Here is a 20,313-nt window from a genome sequence, read left to right on the forward strand (position 1 = left end):
TCGTGTGTCTCGTGTGTCTCGTGCGGCCACATCGTCCGTCTCGTGTGGCCACAGCGTCCGTGTCGTGCGGCCTATGCGTCGCGGACCCGGCAGTGCGCCGGGCCGCCGCCGCCGGTCTACTCGGGCGCGGTGACCCGTACGTGGAACTCGCCCTCCGCGACCCGCGCGCGCAGCTCGTCGCCCGCCGAGACCTCCTCCGGCGAGCGCACCACGTGCCCGTCCGCCCGCTGGAGCACGGCGTAGCCCCGCTCCAGCGTCGCCGCCGGGGACAGCGCCACCACCCGGGCGAGGGTGTGCGTGAGCTCCGAGTCCGCCCGGTCCAGCAGGTGCCCCAGCGTCCGCCGACTGCGCGCCAGCAGCGCCGCCAGCTCGTCCTCCCGGGTCTCCACCATCCGCTGCGGGTGGACGAAGACCGGGCGCCCGAGGGCGTGCGCCAGCCCCCGCTCCTCCCGGTCGAGCAGCCCCCGTACCGCGCGCAGGCCCCGGTCCCGCAGCTGGCGTACGCGCTCAAGCTCCTCGCCGACGTCCGGGACGACCTTCTTCGCGGCGTCCGTGGGCGTGGAGGCCCGCAGGTCCGCCACCAGGTCCAGCAGCGGGGAGTCCGGCTCGTGCCCGATCGCCGAGACCACCGGCGTACGGGCCGCAGCGACCGTCCGTACGACCTCCTCGTCGGAGAACGGCAGCAGGTCCTCCACGCTGCCGCCGCCGCGCGCCACGATGATCACATCGACCTCGTCCAGGGCGTCGAGCTCCTTGACCGCCTGGATCACCTGCGGCACCGCGTGCACCCCCTGGACCGCCACGTTGCGCACCTCGAAGCGGACCGCCGGCCAGCGCCGCCGGGCGTTCTCCAGCACATCGCGCTCGGCCGCCGAGGCCCGCCCCACCACCAGCCCGATCAGCTGCGGCAGGAACGGCAGCGGCTTCTTGCGGTCCAGCGCGAACAGGCCCTCCGAGGCCAGCGAGCGCTTCAGCTTCTCCAGCCGGGCCAGCAGCTCCCCGATGCCGACCGGCCGTATCTCCGTGGCCCGCAGGGACAGCTGCCCGCGCGGGGCGTACCACTCCGGCTTGGCCAGTACGACGACCCGCGAGCCCTCCGTCACGACGTCCGCGACCTCGTCGAAGACCTGGCGGAAGCAGGTCACGCTGAGCGAGATGTCGTGCGACGGGTCGCGCAGCGTCAGGAAGACCACCCCCGCCCCCGGCCGCCGCGAGAGCTGCGTGATCTGCCCTTCCACCCACACCTGGCCGAGCTTGTCGATCCAGCCCCCGATGAGCCGGGACACCCGACCGACCGGCAGCGGCGCGTCAGCCGACGTATTCAGACCCATGCACGCAGGCTAGCCGCCAGGGCTGACACCGGTCAGGGGGCGGCCGCGGCGCGTCGGCCCCGCTGGGCCACCAGCACGCCCAGCCCCACCGCCAGCCACACCGCCCCCACCACCTGAGCCGTCCGGGACGCCTCGACGATCACCGCGACGGTCACCGCCGCGCCCAGGACCGGGACCACCAGGTGCTTCCACCACTTGGGCGGGCCCTCGGCACGCCGTACGACGAACCAGCCGACCACCGACGCGTGCAGCAGGGTGAACGCCGTCAGCGCGCCGACGTCGACGACGGAGACCAGGTGGTCGAGCCCGTCGTCGCGCCGGGCCGCCCACACAGCGGCGACCAGGGTGACCGTCGCCGCCACCAACAGGGCCGGCCGCGGCGTCCCGTGCGAGGTGCGCGCGAGGGCGCGCGGCAGCCGCCGCTCCCGGGCCATCGCGAACAGCAGCCGGCCGGCCGCCGCCTGCCCGGCCAGCGCCGCGAAGGCCGCCCCGATCGCCTTGCTGACGGCGACCAGGTCGTGCAGCCAGGAGCCGACCGAGGACTCCACCGCGTTGTAGAAGGCCGGCCCCTGCCGCGCCGGGTCCGCGGCCAGCTCCGCCGAGGACACCGGGGTGAGCAGCGCCGCCAGGTAGGTCTGCGCGACGAACAGCACCCCGCTCAGGGCCAGGCAGAACAGCACCGCCCGCGCCACCCGCGCCGAGCCCCCCGTCACCTCCTCGGCGAAGGAGGCGATGGCGTCGAAGCCCAGGTACGACAGGACCGCGACCGACACCGCGCCGAGCACGGCCGCCGTGGAGAAGCCCAGCGAGCCGTCACCGGTGAGCGGGGAGAGCCAGCCGCGCCGCGCCCCGTCCCGGACCAGCACGGTCACCGCCGCGACCAGGAACACCAGCAGCACCGCGATCTCCATGGCCAGCACGGCGAACCCCACGCGCGCGGCCACCCGTACGCCCCACAGGTTCAGCAGGGTGGTCACGACCACGGCCAGCGCCGTCCACACCCACCGGGACACCTCCGGCACCAACGCGTTCATCGCGATCCCGGAGAACAGGTACGCCACGGCCGGGATCAGCGCGTAGTCGAGCATCGCCATCCAGCCGGCGATCAGCCCCGGCCCCTCGCCGAGGCCCTTGCGGGCGTACGTGAAGACCGAGCCGGCCTGCGGGGCCACCCGGATCATCTGCGCGTAGGAGAAGGCCGTGAAGCCCATCGCGACGGTCGCGACGAGGTAGACGAGGGCGACGGCTCCGTGCGACGTGGCGTCGAGGGTGCCGAAGACCCCGACGGGTGCCATGGGGGCGATGAAGAGCAGTCCGTAGACGACCAGGTCCCGGATGCCGAGGCTGCGCCGCAGCCCGGTGCCTTCCGTACGGGACTCCGTGACGGACGCCATCGATATCGTTCCTCCGGGGGACGGGGGGTGACGGGGGGTACGGACAGGTGACGCGGGGTACGGACATTCGACCCAGTCTGTGCCGAACGGGCGACGCCCGGCCTCCCGAAGACCCCCGTACGATGGAGCCCATGACTGCTCCCGCTTCCCGCCGTGTCCTGCTCGCCGCCCCCCGCGGCTACTGCGCGGGCGTGGACCGAGCCGTGATCGCTGTCGAGAAGGCTCTCGAGCAGTACGGTGCGCCGGTCTACGTCCGCCACGAGATCGTGCACAACAAGTACGTCGTCCAGACGCTGGAGAAGAAGGGCGCCATCTTCGTCGAGCGGACGGAGGAGGTGCCCGAGGGCTCGATCGTGATGTTCTCCGCGCACGGCGTGGCCCCGGTGGTGCACGAGGAGGCGGCGCGCGGCAAGCTCGCGACCATCGACGCCACGTGCCCGCTGGTCACCAAGGTGCACAAGGAAGCCATCCGATACGCGAACGAGGACTTCGACATCCTCCTCATCGGCCACGAGGGCCACGAGGAGGTCATCGGCACCTCCGGCGAGGCCCCGGACCACATCACGATCGTGGACGGCCCGGACGATGTGGACAAGGTCGTCGTGCGCGACGAGTCGAAGGTCGTCTGGCTCTCGCAGACCACCCTCTCGGTGGACGAGACGATGGAGACGGTCGACGCGCTGAAGACCAAGTTCCCGCTGCTCGTCTCGCCGCCGAGCGACGACATCTGCTACGCCACCTCGAACCGGCAGGCCGCGGTCAAGGCCATGGGCGCCGACTCGGACCTGGTCATCGTCGTCGGCTCGAAGAACTCCTCGAACTCGATCCGGCTGGTCGAGGTCGCCCTGGACGCCGGCGCGCGCGCCGCGTACCTCGTCGACTTCGCGAGCGAGATCGACGAGGCCTGGCTGGAGGGCGTCACCACGGTCGGCCTGACCTCGGGCGCCTCGGTGCCGGAGGTTCTCGTCGAAGAGGTGCTGGAGTGGCTGTCGGAGCGCGGCTTCGCGGACGTGGAGATCGTCAAGACGGCGGAGGAGTCGATCGTCTTCTCGCTGCCGAAGGAGCTGCGCCGCGACCTGCGCGCGGAGGCGGCCGAGCTGATGGCCGCGAACGCCGACAAGTAGCGAGAACTAACCCGCGTCCTTTCGTACGGTGATTCCATGCAGATCTTCGGCGTGGACATCGGCGGTTCCGGGATCAAGGGCGCTCCCGTGGACCTGGACCGTGGCGACCTGGTGCAGGAGCGCCACAAGGTACTGACACCGCAGCCGGCCACCCCCGACGGGGTGGCCGGCTGCGTCGTCGAGGTGGTGCGCCACTTCGACTGGGACGGGCCGGTGGGGGTGACCTTCCCGGGAGTCGTCACGGGCGGCATCACGCGTACGGCCGCCAACATGGACAAGGCGTGGGTCGGTGTCGACACGGCGGCCCTGCTCACGGCCCGTCTGGACGGCCGTCCGGTCACGGTGCTCAACGACGCGGACGCGGCGGGCGTCGCGGAGATGACGTACGGGGCGGGGCGCGACCGCTCCGGTACGGTCATCCTCCTGACCCTGGGCACGGGCATCGGCAGCGCGCTCTTCACGGACGGCCGCCTGGTCCCGAACTCGGAGCTGGGCCACCTGGAGCTCAAGGGGCACGACGCGGAGACGCGGGCCTCCGTCAAGGCCAAGGAGGACGGGGAGCTCACCTGGGAGCGCTGGGCGCACCGGGTGCAGAGGTACCTGGAACACGTGGAGATGCTGTTCTCGCCGGACCTCTTCATCATCGGGGGCGGCGTCAGCCGCAAGCCCGAGAAGTTCCTGCCGCTGATCAAGGGCATCCGGGCCGAGATCGTACCGGCGGAGCTGCGGAACAACGCGGGCATCGTCGGGGCGGCGATGGCGGCGAGGCCGCCGGCCTAGGCACAGGCATAGGCGGCCCTAGGCGATGCGCCTGCTCCTCGTACTCCCCGTACTCCTCGGCGTACTCCTCGGCCGCTTCCCGATCAGCACGGCCTTGCGCACCAGCACGATGAGCGCGGCGACGAGGGTTCCCGCGTAGAGCCACCCGGCGTGCAGGGACAGGGCCGAAACCACCCCCATCACCTGGCTGCCGAAGCCGCCGGAGCCGCCGGAGATGGGCCACACTCCGGCGGCGAAGGCGATGGGGACGCTGATGGGCGCGGTGATCAGGTCGGCCGGCCGCACCCAGAGGGCGGTGGCCGCGGCGACGGGTAGGAAGAGCAGCCCGTACACGAACAGCGAGGAGCCGAAGATCAGCCAGGCGATACCGGCGACCAGCAGCATCGCGACGCAGGCGAACAGTCCGCCGCCGAGCCCGGTCAGCTTGGGCCGGGGCAGCCGCCGCCCGAGCACGGGGCCCCTGGGCCGCCGCCCGGGCCGCCCGCCCTGGGCGGGCACGCCGCGGAGGGCGGCCGGGGGGCTCCCCGGCCGCTGCTGTCGCTGTGGGTGAACCACGGAACGCGTCCTGTATTGCTCCACCCCACCAAACTAGGCGCGGAGTGTGCGCTTCCGGTGCGTGGACACGCGTACGTCCACCCCCACTCATCGGAAAGTAAACTGTCCGGTGGCCCACTCCGGGCCGCCGCCCCCTCCAGCTACGGGAAGTCGCCAACGTGTCGCTCACGATCGGAATCGTCGGCCTGCCGAATGTCGGCAAGTCGACCCTGTTCAACGCCCTGACCAAGAACGACGTGCTGGCGGCCAACTACCCGTTCGCCACCATCGAGCCGAACGTCGGCGTCGTCGGCGTCCCGGACTCGCGCCTGGCCGTCCTGGCCGGCATCTTCGGTTCGCAGCGCCTCCTGCCCGCCACGGTCGACTTCGTCGACATCGCGGGCATCGTGCGCGGCGCCTCGGAGGGCGAGGGCCTGGGCAACAAGTTCCTCGCGAACATCCGCGAGTCGGACGCGATCTGCCAGGTCATCCGTGCCTTCAAGGATGAGAACGTCGTCCACGTCGACGGCAAGGTCTCGCCGAAGGACGACATCGAGACGATCAACACCGAGCTGATCCTCGCCGACCTCCAGTCCATCGAGAAGGCCGAGCCGCGCCTGACGAAGGAGTCCCGCCTCCAGAAGGAGAAGGTCGCGGTACTCGCCGCCGTCGTCGAGGCCAAGAAGATCCTCGAAGCGGGCGACACCCTCTTCTCGAAGGGCATCACGAAGGGCACGGAGCAGGGCGACCTCCTCCACGAGCTGCACCTCCTCACCACGAAGCCCTTCCTCTACGTCTTCAACGTGGACGAGGACGAGCTGACGGACGACGCCTTCAAGGCGGAGCAGTCCGCGCTGGTCGCTCCGGCGGAGGCCATCTTCCTGAACGCCAAGCTGGAGGCGGACCTCGTCGAGCTGGACGACGACGAGGCCCTCGAACTCCTCCAGTCGGTCGGCCAGGAGGAGCCGGGCATGGCCACCCTGGGCCGCGTCGGCTTCGCCACCCTGGGCCTTCAGACCTACCTGACGGCCGGCCCGAAGGAAGTCCGCGCCTGGACCATCAAGCAGGGCGCCACCGCCCCCGAGGCCGCCGGCGTCATCCACACGGACTTCCAGCGCGGCTTCATCAAGGCGGAGATCATCTCCTTCGCCGACCTGGTCGCCTGCGGCTCGGTCGCCGAGGCCCGCGCCAAGGGCAAGGCCCGCATGGAGGGCAAGGACTACGTCATGCAGGACGGCGACGTGGTGGAGTTCCGCTTCAACGTGTAGCGGCTGACGTCACCACGCCGCTGATCTGGCAAACATGCAGGTCAAGAGGGGTTCGACTCTTCGGAGTCGGACCCTTGGTTTTTTCCTGCGCTGGGATGGGGTGAGGGCGTCTGTGCTGGGTTGTGTGTCGCGCGACGCTTCGCGGGCACGCAGGCCGTAGCGCTTTTCCTACTCGTTTGACACACTTGGGTTATGGCCGAGACGACGTACAGCATCGGGGAAGGGCCGGCGACGCGGGTGAGCCTGTCGCTGCCGGAGGGGACCGCGGAGGCGATCAGGGCGCGGGTGGGCAAGCGGGAGTTCTCCGCGTTTATCGCCGAGGCGGTCGAGCGTGAGCTGCGCGGGCAGGTCCTTGACGAGTATCTGGCGGACTACGAGAACCGCAAGGGGCCGGTCTCCGAGCAGGCTCGCCAGCGAGCGCGGCAGGTCTTCGACGAGGTGTTCGCCGAGGAGGGTGAGTGGCCCGCCGCAAGCTGAGTCACGAGGGAACGTTGGTCTTGGACAGCGAAGGGCTCTCGAAGCTACTCGCCGATGACGAGCAGGTGGTGGCGCTGGTTGCTGAGGCACGCTCGCGCGGCATGGAGGTCGTGATCAGCGCACTCACCATCATCGAGGTCGTCCACGCCCGCACGAACAAGTCTCGCCTGAACTGGGCGCTCTCCGGACTGCGCGTGGTCGCGGTGGGCGACGAGGAGGCGAGGGCGACCTCGAAGCTGCTGATCGGTGCTGGCTTGCATGGGCACAAGTACGCGATCGATGCGGCGGTCGCCGAGGCCGCTCTGCGGCAGCACCGCCCTGTGGCCATGTTGACCTCCGATATCGACGACATGGTCAAGCTCTGCGGCGATCGTGTGCGGCTCGTGGCGGTGTGATCTCCCTTTGTTCGCGGCGTGAAAGGGCAGTGCCCCGTAGCGCCGGATCAGGACTTGGAGGGCAGCTCGCTTTCACCGTCGCTCGCTGCCTTCAAGCGACTCCTTGCCGCTGAGGGAGACTGGCGCCATGTGCGCTTCGAGCTGCACGAAGCTGAGTTGGAGAGCTCCTGGAAAGACCTGTCGCGAGCCATCAACAGCGTGCTATAGCTGATGACTTGCTGTACGCGCCCTTATAGTTACGACAGCACATGGAGTCACGAGATCGTCCCGCGTCTTCCAGGGGGAATGTGTGGTCCCGCAGATCGTCGCAGTTGCCGGCGCGGCTGGCACCGCCATCGTCTCGGCGATGGCTACGGATGGCTGGCAGCGTGCGAGGGACGGCGTCGTAGAGCTCTGGCAACGGTTCCGGCCCGAGTCCGCCGACTCGATCCATGAGGATTTTGAGGAGAACCGGAGGGTTCTCGTCGATTCTCTCCAAGCGGGTGAGGAACATACGCACGCCGCGCTCGTCGCTGCATGGAACGGGTACTTGCTTGGGTTGCTCGTCGCACAGCCTCAGGCTCTTGACGCCCTCAGGCAGCTCAACGCGGTGCTCGCGCAAGAGAACACCGGTGGTGCCCATCCCTCCCTGAATATGACTGCCCATGCAAGCGGCAATGGGCAGGTGTTCCAGGCCGGGCGCGACCAGAGGATCACCCAGTCGTGACTCTGCCCCGTCATGACGGAGAGATGAACGAGTCCTGGTCGATGTGGGCCGATGCCTCCGATGCCGCCCAGGTACATCAGGCCGGTAGAGATCAGCACTTCGTTCAGAACCACTACCACTTCGACCCCGCGACACCTCGCTTCCGCGAGACGGTCCAGGACGATGACGACGATGGCGAGTATGTCTTCTACATGGGACCGTGGCACATCCCAGTCACGGTTCTGCTCTATCTACTTGCCCCGGTGCCATTGCTCGTAAGTGGCACCAGTCTGCAACTTGTCTTCGAGGCTGAGCCCGGACCTTCAATCTGGTGGGTCATGGTCTACACGGCATGCGCCATGATCGTTAGCGTGACCATTGAGGTCATCATGCTGAACAAGGCACTTCTCCGCAGCCCGTGGAGCTTCAACACTGACACATACGTCAGGGTTCTTCACGGACTGGCCGCCGCTGGGCTCTTCATCTATTCCTTGATCCGATCCCCTGGTGAAGCCGGAAGCATCGGACGCCTCGCCCTTGATTGTGCGGAGGTTCTGGGACCGTTGTAGCACCAGCTTTCCGTGCGTTGGCAGCAACGGCGACCCGCGGCAGCGTGCTTTGGCGCGTTGCGGCATGAACGTGCTGATCACCGGAGGCGGTGGGTTCCTGGGGACCGAGCTGCTGCGCAAGGCGCGCGAAGGGCTGGGACACGGCTGCGGCATTGCAGGCGAGGCACGGGAGTTGGTGAGCGCCGCGATCAGGTTGCAGACGCTGGGAGAAGTCCCGCAGACCTCGGCTCCTTGCCGTCGCTGTTGTGTAGCGTTGGCGATCCTGAGCGGTGTCGGCTGGGGCGCGGTGCGGGCGATGGCAGCGAAGGCGGCGTCGATGGCGTACTTGTGGCCGTGGAGGTGGTGGGCCCGCAGGAGGGTGGCGGCCTGTTCGGTGATCGCCGTGGTGACGTCTTGAACGTCGACGCGGGAGAGGACCCACTTGATGCGGGCGGGGTGGATGCGCTCGTAGTTGGCCTCAAGGGTGGTCATGGCGCTTGTGGCCACGCGGACGCCCTCTTCCGAGGCCGCTTGGACCAGGGCCACAACGGTACGGTCCTTGCGGTAGAGCTTCGAGAGGCCTTCACTGTCGAGCAGCAGAGTGCCGGGCATTAGGCGGCGGCTCCGCCGGCCTGCCGGTGGTCATGACGCAACACTGCGCGGGCGGCCTCGACCTCCTCGCGGGTGAGCTCGTCATTGTCGGTCTCGAAGTCGGCAACGATCTCCCGGAGCCTGTCCATGGCGACCCGCTGTTCGAGGGCTTCGGCGGCATAGGCGGAGAAGCCGCCGGGCCCGACGTGGGCGCGTACGGCCTCGGCGAGGTCCTCGGGCAGGCTGATTGAGTATTTCCTGCTACTGCTCATGGTGCGGATCCTGCCAGCGGTAGCAAGACGCTGGGTGAGGGCAGTCTGGGCTGGCGAGCGCAGGTTGGCGGTCCGTTGCGCTTCGACGTCCGACCGCGCCGCACACTGGAGGGGTTTGGCTCATTGAGCCAAACCCCTCACGCCGCTGACGCGGGCCGGCCCGTCGGCCGGGCCCAGGGGGTCACCCTTCGACCAGACCCTTGAATCGCTCAAGGTCGCCCCGGACGGTCTGGGCGATCGCGTTGGACTGGGCGAAGCCCTTCGGGCCGCCGAAGGTCTCCCGGACTGCGTCCGGGTCGTAGTCGAGCCGGACCTGGACGCGGGTGTGGTCGGCGTCCAATGCCCGCAGTGTGAACTCTCCCTTCAGGCCCGGACTGGCGGCGGTCTCCCAGGCCATCACCCGCCCGGCGTCGCCGTCGGTGATCGTGGCCTCCAACTCCCGCTCGCCGCCGCCCGCGTTGACGTCGAGATGGGCCACATCGGCGCCGCGCGCGTTCGCGTGCCGCAGGCCGGAAACGAACTTCGGGTAATCGTCGAAGCGGTGCAGCTGCTCCCAGGCGGCGGCCGCCGGAGCATCGATGTCGATCTGTTCCCTGAGCGTGCTCATCGCAAGCCTCGCTTCCTGACCCGGTCACCCCGGGTCACCGCTAGGTCCAGCCTGCGCCCTCTGTCGGGCGCAGGGCAACCTGCTCGGTGGAGGCCGTCGAGGCCTCCACATCGCCGTCGTGGACGGCGACCCGGTGTATGGCAGCCGAGCTCGTACACGCATAGAGCCCGCCGGTGCCGCGGGCGAGGTGTGCCGTCCCCCTTCCTGCATCCGCCATCCCAGGTCGAGGTGGAGGTCGAAGGGGTCAGTCCGCAGAGAGTCCGCAGGACACCCGTAAGCGACCGTCGGGGCCCAACGCACGCCAACGGAGAAATGCCTGGTCAGGGCGGTGTATGCGGCTCCGCCGCAGGTCAGGATCTGGCTTCAGACGTTCCACTTCAATGTGTGATCGGCTCGTTACTGTACGCTAGACGCTTTCGTCAAGTTCGCAGTTGGCAAGGGGTCGGCTCCTCGGGAGTCGACCCCTTGCTGTCCCCGTGCTGGGATGGTGCTGGGGTACCTAGCCCTTCGTTCATGATTCTGCTCGCCCCGCGGATAGAATGAGTGGTACGTTATTCGGTACCACTCTCGGAAAGGGTCAGGTCATGTCCATAACTGCGAGCGAAGCCCGCAAGGCGCTCTTTCCGCTGATCAAGAAGGTCAACGAAGACCACGAGGCCATCGAGATCGTCTCCAAGCACGGCAATGCTGTACTCGTCTCGGCCGAGGACTATGCAGCGCTGCGCGAAGGCTCGTACCTGCTGCGCTCTCCGGCGAACGCTCGCCGCTTGCTCAAGGCGTACGAGAACGCTCTGGCCAACATCAACGTGTCCGAGCGGGAGCTGATCGACCCCGACTCGCCGGATGCGGCACGTGAGGGCGCTGCGTGAGGCTCGTCTTCGAAGATCAGGGCTGGGAGGACTACACGTCCTGGCTCAAGAACGACCGCAAGATGCTCGCTCGGATCAACAAGCTGATCGAGGACGTCAAGCGTGACCCCTTCGCGGGGATCGGTAAGCCCGAGCCGCTCAAGTACCACTTGCCCGGCGTGTGGTCGAGGCGGATCGACGACGAGCATCGTCTCGTCTATCTGGTCACGGGCAAGGAAATTGTCATTCTTGCGGCTCGTTATCACTACTGACCGCACTCCGTCAGCGGGGACGGCCAGGTACCCGCCGGTGGCGAGCACGATATCCGGCCGGAATCCGGAGACGATCTTCCGGGCCTGCGCGACGCCGAGCGGAACCCGCGCTTTGTCCCCTTCGCCCCGCAGGAGGGGACGGAGACCCATCAACTCGTACTACCGTCCGTACCGCGGAGGGAGTGGCGCTGGACGAGCCGGGCGATGTCACGTGCGGTGATCATGCCCACCAGGAGGCCGCCTTCGGTGACGAGGATCCGCGTGCCGCTCACGCTCGGGCGGGCCTCTTCGAGTACGTCTTCCAAGAGGTCGTCCGGCGCGCACGTGGTGCACTGCGACAGCGGGGTCGCCATGTCACGTACGCGTATTTCCTTGCGCTGCGACACGGGGATCTTCGCGAAGTGCGACAGGTCGACCAGGCCGCTGGGGCGGCCTTCGAAGTCGATCAGCGGCAGGGCGGAATGGCGGGCCCGCATCGCCACGTCGTCGACACAGCGTTCCACGGTGAGCCAGTCGGGGCAGGTCTCCACGGGGCTCGACATGGCGTCAGCCGCGCGTACCCCGTGCAGGGCCGCCGCCATTCCGGCGTTCCGTCGCTCCGCGGTGGCGACGATCAGGACGAAGAACCCGGTGACCATCAGCCACAGACCGCCCAAGGCGCCGCGCAGGGTGTAGAACCAGCCGCCGGCGATCAGCAGGAAGCCGAATACCTGCCCACTGCGTGCGGCAGCCCGTTCGGCCCGGTCCCGGTCTCCGGTACGCCACCAGATCACCGACTGCACCACACGCCCTCCGTCGAGCGGCGCGGCGGGCACCAGATTGAACACTCCCAGCAGGAAGTTCACCCACGCCAGCCACACCAGAACGGCCGCCGGTACCGCCCAGCCGAACAGGGCGTTCAGCCCGACGCCCGCACCGAGCGCCGCCGCGCCGACGGCGAGGCTGGTCAGTGGCCCTCCGACGGCTACGAGGAAGGCCGCGCCGGCCGTGCGCGGCTTGCCCATCTGGGTCATCCCGCCCAGCGCCCAGAGCGTGACGTCCTGGACGGGGATGTCCTTCGTCCGGGCGATGATCGCGTGCGCGGCCTCGTGAGCCAGCAGGCTTGCGATGAGCAGCAGGGCCCCCACCAGGCCGGCGGCCGTGTATGTGGCGTTCGACCGGCCCGGGAGCCAGGCGGGGAGCGTCTGGCTTCCCAGGCCGTATCCGAAGAGGACCACAAGCACGGGCACCGTCCAGTGGATGCGCAGCGGCACGCCGAGAATGCGTCCGATCCGTACCGAGCCGTTCATCTCCGTCTCCCCTGGCTGAAGCAGGCGGCCCTCCGCCCGAGCCGCAGGCCCTCGGGGCGCTCCGGATGATCGGGTCGGTACGGTGTCCGCCTACTCACAGTGTTGCTCGGCGGGCGGGCGGGTGCCCGGGGCCCACCTGCCCCGGGGCCGGACCGGGCACATGATGGAGACATGGCCGACGACACACAGGACGACACACAGGACGACACACAGGACGACACGCAGGAGGAGAGCGGTCACCGGACGGTTCCGCACACGGCCGATGTGCGGATCGAAGCCTGGGGGGCGAGCCGGGAGCAGTGTCTGGCGGAGGCTGTGCTCGGGATGGTGGGCTGCTTCGCGGACGTCTCCGGCGCGCGGCCGACCGCCGTGCGGCAGGTCGAGCTGGCCGCGGCCGCCGACGACGACCTGCTGATCGCGTCGCTGGACGAGGTCATCTACCGGCTGGAGGTACACGGCGAGGTGCCAGTGGACGTGGAGACGGAGGCGACCGACGACGGGGGACTCGACATACGGCTGGCCGTGACCGATCTGGCGGCGGTACGGGTCACCGGCGCCACGCCCAAGGCCGTGTCGTGGAGCGACGTGCACCTTGCGCCGGGCCCGTACGGCTGGTCCTGCGCGGTGACGGTCGACGTATGACGGACTGATCCATGACGGTCCGATCCAGCACCTACCCCTTCACCACGCCCAGCGGGACCAGCCGGACCACCTTGCGGCACAGCCCCGCCCCCTCGCTCGCCTCCACAACGGCGGAGACGTCCTTGTACGCCTCCGGTGCTTCCTCGGCCAGGCCCTGCAAGGACGCGCCGCGTACCGCGATCCCCTGCGCCTCCAGGCGGGACCGTAGCTCCCGGCCGCGCACCGCGCGCACGGCCGCATGCCGGCTCAGGACCCGGCCCGCCCCGTGGCAGGTGGAGGAGAACGCGTCGCCGCCGGGGACCCCGGTCAGGACGTAGGAGGCGGTGCCCATGGTGCCGGGAATGAGTACCGGCTGCCCGGCCCCGCGCAGGTCCTCCGGCAGATCGGAGTGGCCGGGCGGCAGCGCCCTGGTGGCACCTTTGCGGTGGACGCACAAGGTACGCGGCTTCCCCTGCACGAGATGCGTCTCGATCTTGGCCAGGTTGTGGGACACGTCGTAGACCAGCGAAAGACGGGCCCCCAGCTCGCGGCGGAAGACACGGCGCGCCGCCTCGGAAAGCAGCTGACGGTTGGCGCGCCCGTAATTGGCCGCGGCGCCCATCGCGCCGAGGTACGCGCGCCCTTCCGGCGAGTCGACCGGGGCGCAGGCGAGCTGCTTGTCGGGAACCGTGATGCCGTGCCGCGGCATCGCCAGGTGCATCGTCCGGACGTGGTCCGTGCAGACCTGGTGCCCCAGACCGCGCGAGCCGCAGTGGATCATCACGCAGATCTGGCCGAGGGCGAGTCCGAAGGCGGCGGCGACCGCTTCGTCGTAGACCTCGGCGACCTGCTGCACCTCCAGGAAGTGGTTGCCGCCGCCCAGGCTGCCGACCTGCCCGAGCCCCCGCTCCATCGCCCGTTCGCTCACCTGCCTCACGTCTGCGTCGGGTACCGCCCCACCGTCCTCGCAGCGGCTCAGGTCGCGCGGCTCTCCGTGGCCCGTCTCGACCGCGTACCGCGAACCCCCCTCCAGTACCCGCTTGAGCTGAGCAGTGCTGCCCAGCTGCCAGACCGCACCGCGTCCGGCACCGCGCGGGGTGTCCCAGCCCAGTCCGTCCATCAACGCGGACAGCACGGGCGCGAGGTCCTGCGCATCGCAGTCGGCGGCCAGCAGCCGCACGCCGCAGGAGATGTCGAACCCGACACCACCGGGGGAGACGACCCCACCCTCCTCGACGTCGGTCGCGGCCACCCCGCCGATGGGAAAGCCGTAACCCCAGTGAACGTCCGGCATCGCGTACGAGGCGGTCACGATGCCCGGCAGCGTCGCCACGTTCGCGACCTGCTCCAACGACTTCTCGGCGTCCCGCAGCAGCCCGCGTGTGGCGAACACGATCCCGGGCACCCTCATGTCGCGCCGCGGATCGATGCGGTAGCGGTACGGGCGCTCCTCCACGATCTCCATGGCAGCCTCCAGGGTTCTCTCTTCCAGGGTCCGCCGTTCAGGCCGCTGGCGACATTGCTACGGCGCTTCGTCGGCCTGTGAAGATCCCTACGGCGTGCCGGGAAGCCGGACCGTGACGAGGAGACCGCCGGCGGGGCGGGGGACGAGGTCGAGGGTCCCGTCGTGGGCGCGGACGATGCTGTGCACGATGGCCAGGCCGAGGCCGACGCCGGCGTGCTCGTCGGTGCGTACGCGTTCCGTTCCGCGCTGGAAGGGTTCGGTGAGGGTCGGTACCAGTTCCGGTGGGAGCCGACGGCCCGTGTTCTCGACCCGCAGCACGCTCGTGTCGCCGTGCGGCTCGGTGTGGACCGTCACGGTGCCGCCGGCGGGGTGGTTGTGGACGACGGCGTTCTGGACGAGGTTCGTCACCATTCGCAGCAGGAGCTCCGCGGAGCCGCTGGTCGGGGCCGCCCCGCCGGTGACGTCGAGCGTGATCCGGCGCTGTTCGGCGAGGGGAAGCAGCGTTTCGGCGGCTTCTTCGGCGATGAGGGAGAGGTCGACGCTCTCGGGGCGGAAGTTTCCGCGGTCGCCGCGGCTGAGCAGCAGGAGGGCCTCGGTGAGGTCGATCGCCCGCGTATTGACAGCGTGCAGGCGTTCGATGAGTTCGCCCCGGTCCCGCGTGGGGTCCTTGCGGGCGACGTCGAGGAGCGTCCGCGAGATCGCCAGCGGGGTGCGCAGTTCGTGGGAGGCGTTCGCGGCGAACCGCTGCTGCTCGGCGACGTGTGAATCGAGTTGTTCGAGCATCGCGTCGAACGCGTCGGAGAGTTCACGGAATTCGTCCTGACGGCCCTTCATGCGGATCCGGTGGGACAGTGACCCGTTCCCGGCCATCCGTGCCGCATCCGTGATCTGTGTGAGGGGTGCGAGCATCCGGCCGGCGAGGATCCATCCCCCGACGAGGCCGAACACGAGCAGGAAGACCATCGCCACGACCGCGGCGGGGGCGAAGGTGCGCACGAGGAGGTAGCGGTTGGGCGAGATCCCGAGAAGGCCCTGGGGGGTGTCGGGTACGTAGCGCAGCAGGAACACCCACACCACGGCCAGCAGGAGAGCGCCGGCGACGGCGAGGAACCCGGCGTAGCTGAGGGTGAGTTTCAGTCGGGCGCTGAGCCTTGGGAGCCCTGGGAGCCCTGGGCGTCTACGCATGCGTACTGCCACTGCCACTGCCACTGCCACTGCCACTGCCGGGGCGGGTGGTGTGGGGGCCGGTATCGGGGCCGATGTCGATGCGGTAGCCGACACCCGGCACCGTGGCGATGATCCATGGTTCGCCGAGCCGTTTGCGGAGTGCGGAGACGGTGATGCGCACGGCGTTGGTGAGGGGGTCGGCGTTCTCGTCCCAGGCCCGTTCCAGCAGCTCTTCGGCGCTGACGACCCCGCCCTCGGCGGCGACGAGGACTTCCAGCACGGCGAACTGTTTGCGGGTGAGCGCGACGTAGCGTCCGTCGCGGAAGACCTCCCGGCGGAAGGGGTCGAGCCGCAGGCCCGCGATCTCGCGGACCGGGGGCCGGGCGTACGCGCGTCTGCGGTCGAGCGCCCTCAGCCGCAGGACGAGCTCCCGCAGCTCGAACGGTTTGGTGAGGTAGTCGTCGGCGCCGAGCCCGAACCCGGAAGCCTTGTCGTCGATCCGGTCGGCAGCGGTGAGCATGAGGATCGGGATGCCGCTGCCGGAGGCGACGATGCGCCGGGCGACCTCGTCGCCGGAGGGGCCGGGGATGTCGCGGTCGAGGACCGCGAGGTCGTAGGAGTTGACGCTGAGCAGTTCCAGGGCGGAGTCGCCGTCGCCGGCGATGTCGGCGGCGATCGCCTCCAGCCGCAGACCGTCACGGACGGCTTCGGCCAGGTAGGGCTCGTCCTCCACGATCAGTACGCGCATGTCCGAAGCCTAAGCACACGACTCAGCCTGCCGGTGCCAGTGCGGGGCGGGGCTGGTCCGACGGCGCTTGCGCCGTAGTGCGCCACCGGCGGCGCGACGCCAGCGCGGCCAGCACGGCGCCGGTGGCGTTGACCAGGACGTCGTCCACGGAGGACACCCGGTCCAGCTGGAAGACGTACTGCGCGGTTTCGACCAGGACCGAGCAGCCCGCCCCGAGCGCCAGGATCCGCGGCAGGGACGCCAGCGCCGCGAACCGCATCGGGGCGAAGAACCCCAGCGCCGCGAAGACCAGCAGGTTGCCGACGATCCCGAGCGGCCCCATCGTGACCAGGTCCCGCAGCGGTACCAGGCTCACCCGGGCGGGGACGATGCCGGCCCCGGCGCCCGGCATCATGGTCATCCAGAGGAACGGCACCGTCCCGTGGACCATGCCCACCTCGGCCAGCGACATCCGCCACGCCGATGTGATGCCGGCGGCACGTCGGCGGCGCGCCAGAGCCCACGCCACCAGCACGGCCAACGGCAACGCGACCAACGTCATGAGCACCACACCGTTGAACGTGTCGAAGCAGCCGTGCCACCGCCCGGCCATGCACCTCGGAGCGGACATCATGAGCGGCCCCCGCACGACGGACACGGCGCCCGCCATGCCGAGGATCGCCAGGCCGATGAGCACGATCCCGCGCGTGCGGCGGGGCGGTGGCGGTGCTGACAGGGACGCGTTCTGGTTCATGCCCCCATTGGAGACGGAGGGCCGTTGCGGTGGCGTATGCGATTTTCGATACGCCCGCGATACACGGGATCCCCACACGGCATCCCCACACGGGATCCCCGGCGGATCGACGCCGCCCGGGGGTCAGGGTGTTGTCGCGTCCGAGTTGCGGACCTTGCGGACGTTTTCGTTCAGGCCGTGGTCGGCGCCCTGGGCGCGTTCGAGGGCGACCATGGCGGCGGGGCGGTAGTTGAGGATGTACGCGCGGCGGGTGTGGTCCGTCGTGTTGCCGCGGGAGGAGTGCAGTGTGCCGCCCGCGTGGGCGACGCCGTGTCCTGCGGGGAGCGGGACGGCGGTGGCGCCGGGCTCGTTCTCCGAGCCGTCGCACTCGATGTTGCGGCCGTCGCTCGTGGGGCGGTGCGGGCGCAGCGGGAGCTCGTGGGAGCCGCGGACGTACCACATGCAGCCGTTGTCGGGCGTGGCGTCGTCGAGGGCGATCCAGATCGAGGCGGCGCGGGTGTCGGGGAGATCGATCCAGTACGCCATGTCCTGGTGCCAGGGCGTGGCGACGTCGGAGTGCGGGTCCTTGTGGATCAGCATGTCGAAGTCGAGGACCGCGTCCTGGCCGATGAGTTCGCGGGCCATGTCGAGGGCGCGCTCGTGCAGGGGCATCTCGCGCAGTGCCGGGTAGAGGGCGGACGGCCACATGATCTGGGTGATGTTCTCCCGGCCGCCGTCCCGCTCCCCGACGTGGCTGCCGAGGTCGGAGCGTTTGTCGCCGCTCACTATCGCGCCGCTGAGGAATCGGTCGTAGATCTCGCGGTACGTATCGACCTCGTCCGCGGTGAGGAGTTGGCCGACCTTTGCGAATCCGTCCTCCTTGAATACTCGTGCCCGATCGTTTCCGGTCTCCATCGTCACCGCGCTCAACCCTTCCCCTCGTGCGAGCGTGAAACAACATGTCCTTTTCAGATGGTGAAAACGTAGTGAGAGGGATTCGGTGTGGTCAATGACCTTGTCGTGGGGTGGAGTTGGTGGCGGAGTTGATGGCTGCGGCGGAAGCGGAATCCAGGGAGTCGAGTATCCAGTCGGAGAGGTTCCGATCGGCGCGCCGGGCGGCTGCCTCCCACTGGCGGTGGCGTTCCGCGGAGACGGAGAGCCGCAATTCCGCTGATTCCGCTGATTCCGCTGTTCCTGTTGCCGGGGGTGAGGAGGATGCCTCGGCGCGGATACGGCGGCGCAGTTCGTTGCGGGACCAGCCCGCCGCCCCGGCGCGGTCCAGCCAGGTGTCCTGGAGGGCCGGGGACATGGCGGCGACTTCCGCGTGGTGCTGCATGCTCAGGCCGGCCCGGCGGCGGTCCGCCGCGAATTTCCGCGCGATCCAGGCGTAGTTGCGCAGGGTCTGGTAGTCGAGGGACGTGCCGTCGATGGCGTGGCGGTATCGCTCCGGATAGCGGTCCTGGCCGTAGACCAGCCAGTCGCCCAGCCACCAGGCCGCGGAGTCGGCGGCCGTGGTGAGGGTCTGGCCGATGTGCAGCCAGTCGTCGATGTGCAGCCGGGCGGGGAGCCGCAGCGAGATCCGGTCCGAACGCAGCGGCGGAGCGCCGGCCGGGGCGCCGCGGCCCGCGGGGATTCCGGCCATGGCGGCGGGGCCGGGGCCGGGGCCGGACCCAGGGCCGGGGCCTGTGGGTGAAGGGCCCCTCGCGGCACGGCGGGGGGCCGCCTCAACTCGTCTGAGATCACCAGGGCTTCGCATCGCGCCTCCTTGATCGACTCGCGTCGATCATGGTGGCTGCGCCGTCCCGTGGCAAGGTCCAGACCAATCGACTCAGCTATGAGCCCTTCTCAGGGTCGCCCCATCGCCCGGTACTCCCATCCCGACGCCCGCCACCGATCCCCGTCGAGGGCGTGCCGGGCGTCCACGATCCGCCGCTCCGCGACGGCCGCGACCAGGTCCTCGGGGTCCAGCTCCGCGTACTGGCGCCACTCCGTGAGCAGCAGCACCACCTGCGCGTCCTGCGCCGCCGCCGACGCCGAAGCGGCGCAGTTCAGCAGGGGGTACGCCTTGCGCACGTGGTCGAGGGCGACCGGGTCGTGTACGGACACCACCGCGCCCTGCCGTTCCAGGGCCGCCGCCACGGCGAGCGCGGGCGAGTCCCGGATGTCGTCGGAGTCCGGCTTGAACGCCGCGCCGAGCACCGCCACCTTGCGCCCGTCGAGGGTGCCCCCGACCAGCTCCCGGGCCAGCTCCACCACCCGCTCCCGGCGGCGCAGGTTGATCGCGTCCACCTCGCGCAGAAAGCCCAGGGCCTGCCCGGCGCCCAGCTCCTCGGCCCGTGTCCACAGTGCCCGGATGTCCTTCGGCAGGCACCCTCCGCCGAACCCGAGGCCGGGGCGCAGGAACCGCCCGCCGATCCGCTCGTCGAGGCCGAGCGCCTCGGCGAGCCGGACCACGTCCGCGCCCGCCGATTCGCAGACCTCCGCCATCGCGTTGATGTACGAGATCTTCGTGGCGAGGAAGGCGTTGGCCGCGCTCTTGACCAGCTCCGCCGTCGCGAAATCCGTCACCACGTACGGGATTTCACCGCCGAGGGGTGCGTACACGTCTCGGAGTGTGCGCTCGGCGTGCTCACTCCGTACGCCGAGCACAATGCGATCCGGTCGGAGCGTGTCCGCCACCGCGAATCCCTCGCGCAGGAATTCCGGATTCCAGGCGAGTTCCGCTCCGGTGCCCGCCGGCGCCTTCCGCGCTATACGGGTGGCGAGCCTTTCCGCGGTGCCCACCGGGACGGTGGACTTCCCCACGACGAGGCATTCCCGTACGAGATGGGGGGCGAGGGAGTCGACCGCCGCATCGAGCTGTGAGAGATCGGCCGCGAATCCGTCGGAACGCTGCGGGGTGCCCAGGCACAGGAAATGCACGTCGCCGAACGCCCCGGCCTCCTCGTAGGAGGTGGTGAAGCGAAGGCGGCCCGATGCCACGCCCCGCTTCAGGAGATCGCCCAGATCCTTTTCGTGGATGGGGAGTTCGGCCTTGTTGAGGCGGGCGACCTTCTCCGCGTCGATGTCGAGGGCGAGGACATGGTGTCCCGCCTCTGCCATACAGGCGGCGTGGGTGATGCCGAGGTATCCGCTCCCGATCACCGTCATGCGGTACGGCTTGGGCATGTTCCTGTCCTTCGGTG

At 69.6% G+C, this 20,313-nt stretch carries 22 protein-coding genes and 1 pseudogene; 9 read left to right on the top strand and 14 right to left on the bottom strand.

What is annotated here, in order from left to right:
• Positions 1-116: 116 nt before the first annotated feature.
• Both xseA and MTF65_RS11235 read right to left on the bottom strand, forming a co-directional pair.
• Entirely contained in the window at positions 117-1,331 is a 1,215-nt protein-coding gene (xseA, locus tag MTF65_RS11230; RefSeq protein ID WP_243628400.1) for an exodeoxyribonuclease VII large subunit, read from the bottom strand.
• Positions 1,332-1,363: 32 nt separating this feature from the next.
• Entirely contained in the window at positions 1,364-2,725 is a 1,362-nt protein-coding gene (locus MTF65_RS11235) for an APC family permease (RefSeq protein ID WP_243628401.1), read from the bottom strand.
• Positions 2,726-2,847: 122 nt separating this feature from the next.
• Between MTF65_RS11235 and MTF65_RS11240 the strand changes: the two genes are divergently transcribed.
• Together MTF65_RS11240 and ppgK are read left to right on the top strand one after the other, a co-directional pair.
• Entirely contained in the window at positions 2,848-3,849 is a 1,002-nt protein-coding gene (locus tag MTF65_RS11240) for a 4-hydroxy-3-methylbut-2-enyl diphosphate reductase (RefSeq protein ID WP_243628402.1), read from the top strand.
• 36 nt (positions 3,850-3,885) lie between these two features.
• Complete coding sequence (ppgK, locus tag MTF65_RS11245) at positions 3,886-4,629, top strand: polyphosphate--glucose phosphotransferase (RefSeq protein WP_243628403.1); 744 nt, start codon at positions 3,886-3,888, stop codon at positions 4,627-4,629.
• 18 nt (positions 4,630-4,647) lie between these two features.
• On the opposite strand, the gene MTF65_RS11250 is transcribed toward ppgK, so the two are convergent.
• A complete protein-coding gene (locus MTF65_RS11250) occupies positions 4,648-5,127 on the bottom strand; it encodes a DUF6542 domain-containing protein (protein ID WP_243628404.1) in 480 nt (159 codons plus the stop codon).
• Positions 5,128-5,342: 215 nt separating this feature from the next.
• Here MTF65_RS11250 and ychF point away from each other — a divergent pair, with 215 nt between their 5' ends.
• From ychF to MTF65_RS11270, 4 genes are all read left to right on the top strand, one after another.
• A complete protein-coding gene (gene ychF / locus MTF65_RS11255; protein ID WP_243628405.1) occupies positions 5,343-6,431 on the top strand; it encodes a redox-regulated ATPase YchF in 1,089 nt (362 codons plus the stop codon).
• A gap of 192 nt (positions 6,432-6,623) precedes the next feature.
• The gene (locus MTF65_RS11260; RefSeq protein ID WP_243628406.1) at positions 6,624-6,908 is read left to right on the top strand and encodes a hypothetical protein; all 285 of its coding nucleotides are present in this window, start codon (positions 6,624-6,626) and stop codon (positions 6,906-6,908) included.
• A complete protein-coding gene (locus MTF65_RS11265; RefSeq protein ID WP_243628407.1) occupies positions 6,890-7,303 on the top strand; it encodes a DNA-binding protein in 414 nt (137 codons plus the stop codon). Before MTF65_RS11260 ends, MTF65_RS11265 begins: the two co-directional genes overlap by 19 nt.
• 289 nt (positions 7,304-7,592) lie before the next feature.
• A complete protein-coding gene (locus MTF65_RS11270; RefSeq protein WP_243628408.1) occupies positions 7,593-8,009 on the top strand; it encodes a hypothetical protein in 417 nt (138 codons plus the stop codon).
• An 820-nt stretch (positions 8,010-8,829) separates the two neighbouring features.
• Here the strand turns inward: MTF65_RS11270 and MTF65_RS30500 are convergent.
• The 3 genes and pseudogenes from MTF65_RS30500 to MTF65_RS11285 form a co-directional block, all read right to left on the bottom strand.
• Positions 8,830-9,148, bottom strand: a pseudogene (locus MTF65_RS30500) (DNA-binding protein); the annotation flags it as partial.
• Positions 9,148-9,399, bottom strand: a complete 252-nt coding sequence (locus MTF65_RS11280; RefSeq protein WP_243628410.1) for a hypothetical protein — start codon at positions 9,397-9,399, stop codon at positions 9,148-9,150. The pseudogene MTF65_RS30500 and the gene MTF65_RS11280, both read right to left, overlap by 1 nt.
• A 181-nt stretch (positions 9,400-9,580) precedes the next feature.
• Positions 9,581-10,006, bottom strand: coding sequence for an SRPBCC family protein (locus MTF65_RS11285; protein ID WP_243628411.1), 426 nt, complete (start codon positions 10,004-10,006; stop codon positions 9,581-9,583).
• 584 nt (positions 10,007-10,590) lie between these two features.
• On the opposite strand from MTF65_RS11285, the gene MTF65_RS11290 reads away from it, so the two are divergent.
• The gene (locus MTF65_RS11290; protein ID WP_243628412.1) at positions 10,591-10,875 is read left to right on the top strand and encodes a type II toxin-antitoxin system Phd/YefM family antitoxin; all 285 of its coding nucleotides are present in this window, start codon (positions 10,591-10,593) and stop codon (positions 10,873-10,875) included.
• Positions 10,872-11,126, top strand: coding sequence for a Txe/YoeB family addiction module toxin (locus MTF65_RS11295; protein WP_243628413.1), 255 nt, complete (start codon positions 10,872-10,874; stop codon positions 11,124-11,126). Before MTF65_RS11290 ends, MTF65_RS11295 begins: the two co-directional genes overlap by 4 nt.
• A gap of 149 nt (positions 11,127-11,275) precedes the next feature.
• Here the strand turns inward: MTF65_RS11295 and MTF65_RS11300 are convergent, their stop codons facing one another.
• Positions 11,276-12,415: a site-2 protease family protein gene (locus MTF65_RS11300; RefSeq protein WP_243628414.1), complete on the bottom strand. Its 1,140-nt coding sequence runs from the start codon at positions 12,413-12,415 to the stop codon at positions 11,276-11,278.
• A 171-nt stretch (positions 12,416-12,586) separates the two neighbouring features.
• On the opposite strand from MTF65_RS11300, the gene MTF65_RS11305 reads away from it, so the two are divergent.
• Positions 12,587-13,057, top strand: a complete 471-nt coding sequence (locus MTF65_RS11305; RefSeq protein ID WP_243628415.1) for an archease — start codon at positions 12,587-12,589, stop codon at positions 13,055-13,057.
• 31 nt (positions 13,058-13,088) lie between these two features.
• Here the strand turns inward: MTF65_RS11305 and MTF65_RS11310 are convergent, their stop codons facing one another.
• From MTF65_RS11310 to MTF65_RS11340, 7 genes are all read right to left on the bottom strand, one after another.
• Positions 13,089-14,501, bottom strand: coding sequence for an RtcB family protein (locus MTF65_RS11310; RefSeq protein WP_243628416.1), 1,413 nt, complete (start codon positions 14,499-14,501; stop codon positions 13,089-13,091).
• A gap of 87 nt (positions 14,502-14,588) precedes the next feature.
• Complete coding sequence (locus MTF65_RS11315; RefSeq protein ID WP_243628417.1) at positions 14,589-15,686, bottom strand: HAMP domain-containing sensor histidine kinase; 1,098 nt, start codon at positions 15,684-15,686, stop codon at positions 14,589-14,591.
• Entirely contained in the window at positions 15,679-16,416 is a 738-nt protein-coding gene (locus MTF65_RS11320) for a response regulator transcription factor (protein ID WP_243628418.1), read from the bottom strand. The genes MTF65_RS11315 and MTF65_RS11320 overlap by 8 nt, the downstream gene beginning before the upstream one ends.
• A 22-nt stretch (positions 16,417-16,438) precedes the next feature.
• On the bottom strand, positions 16,439-17,149 hold the full coding sequence (locus tag MTF65_RS11325; protein ID WP_243628419.1) for a VanZ family protein: 711 nt from the start codon (positions 17,147-17,149) through the stop codon (positions 16,439-16,441).
• Between the two features lie 123 nt (positions 17,150-17,272).
• Positions 17,273-18,043, bottom strand: a complete 771-nt coding sequence (locus MTF65_RS11330; RefSeq protein ID WP_243628678.1) for a phytanoyl-CoA dioxygenase family protein — start codon at positions 18,041-18,043, stop codon at positions 17,273-17,275.
• A 91-nt stretch (positions 18,044-18,134) separates the two neighbouring features.
• Complete coding sequence (locus tag MTF65_RS11335; RefSeq protein ID WP_243628420.1) at positions 18,135-18,770, bottom strand: LmbU family transcriptional regulator; 636 nt, start codon at positions 18,768-18,770, stop codon at positions 18,135-18,137.
• A gap of 203 nt (positions 18,771-18,973) precedes the next feature.
• Positions 18,974-20,296: a UDP-glucose/GDP-mannose dehydrogenase family protein gene (locus MTF65_RS11340; RefSeq protein WP_243628421.1), complete on the bottom strand. Its 1,323-nt coding sequence runs from the start codon at positions 20,294-20,296 to the stop codon at positions 18,974-18,976.
• Between the last annotated feature and the right edge of the window lie 17 nt (positions 20,297-20,313).

The organism is Streptomyces sp. APSN-46.1, from assembly GCF_022815725.1.
Taxonomy (GTDB): domain Bacteria; phylum Actinomycetota; class Actinomycetes; order Streptomycetales; family Streptomycetaceae; genus Streptomyces.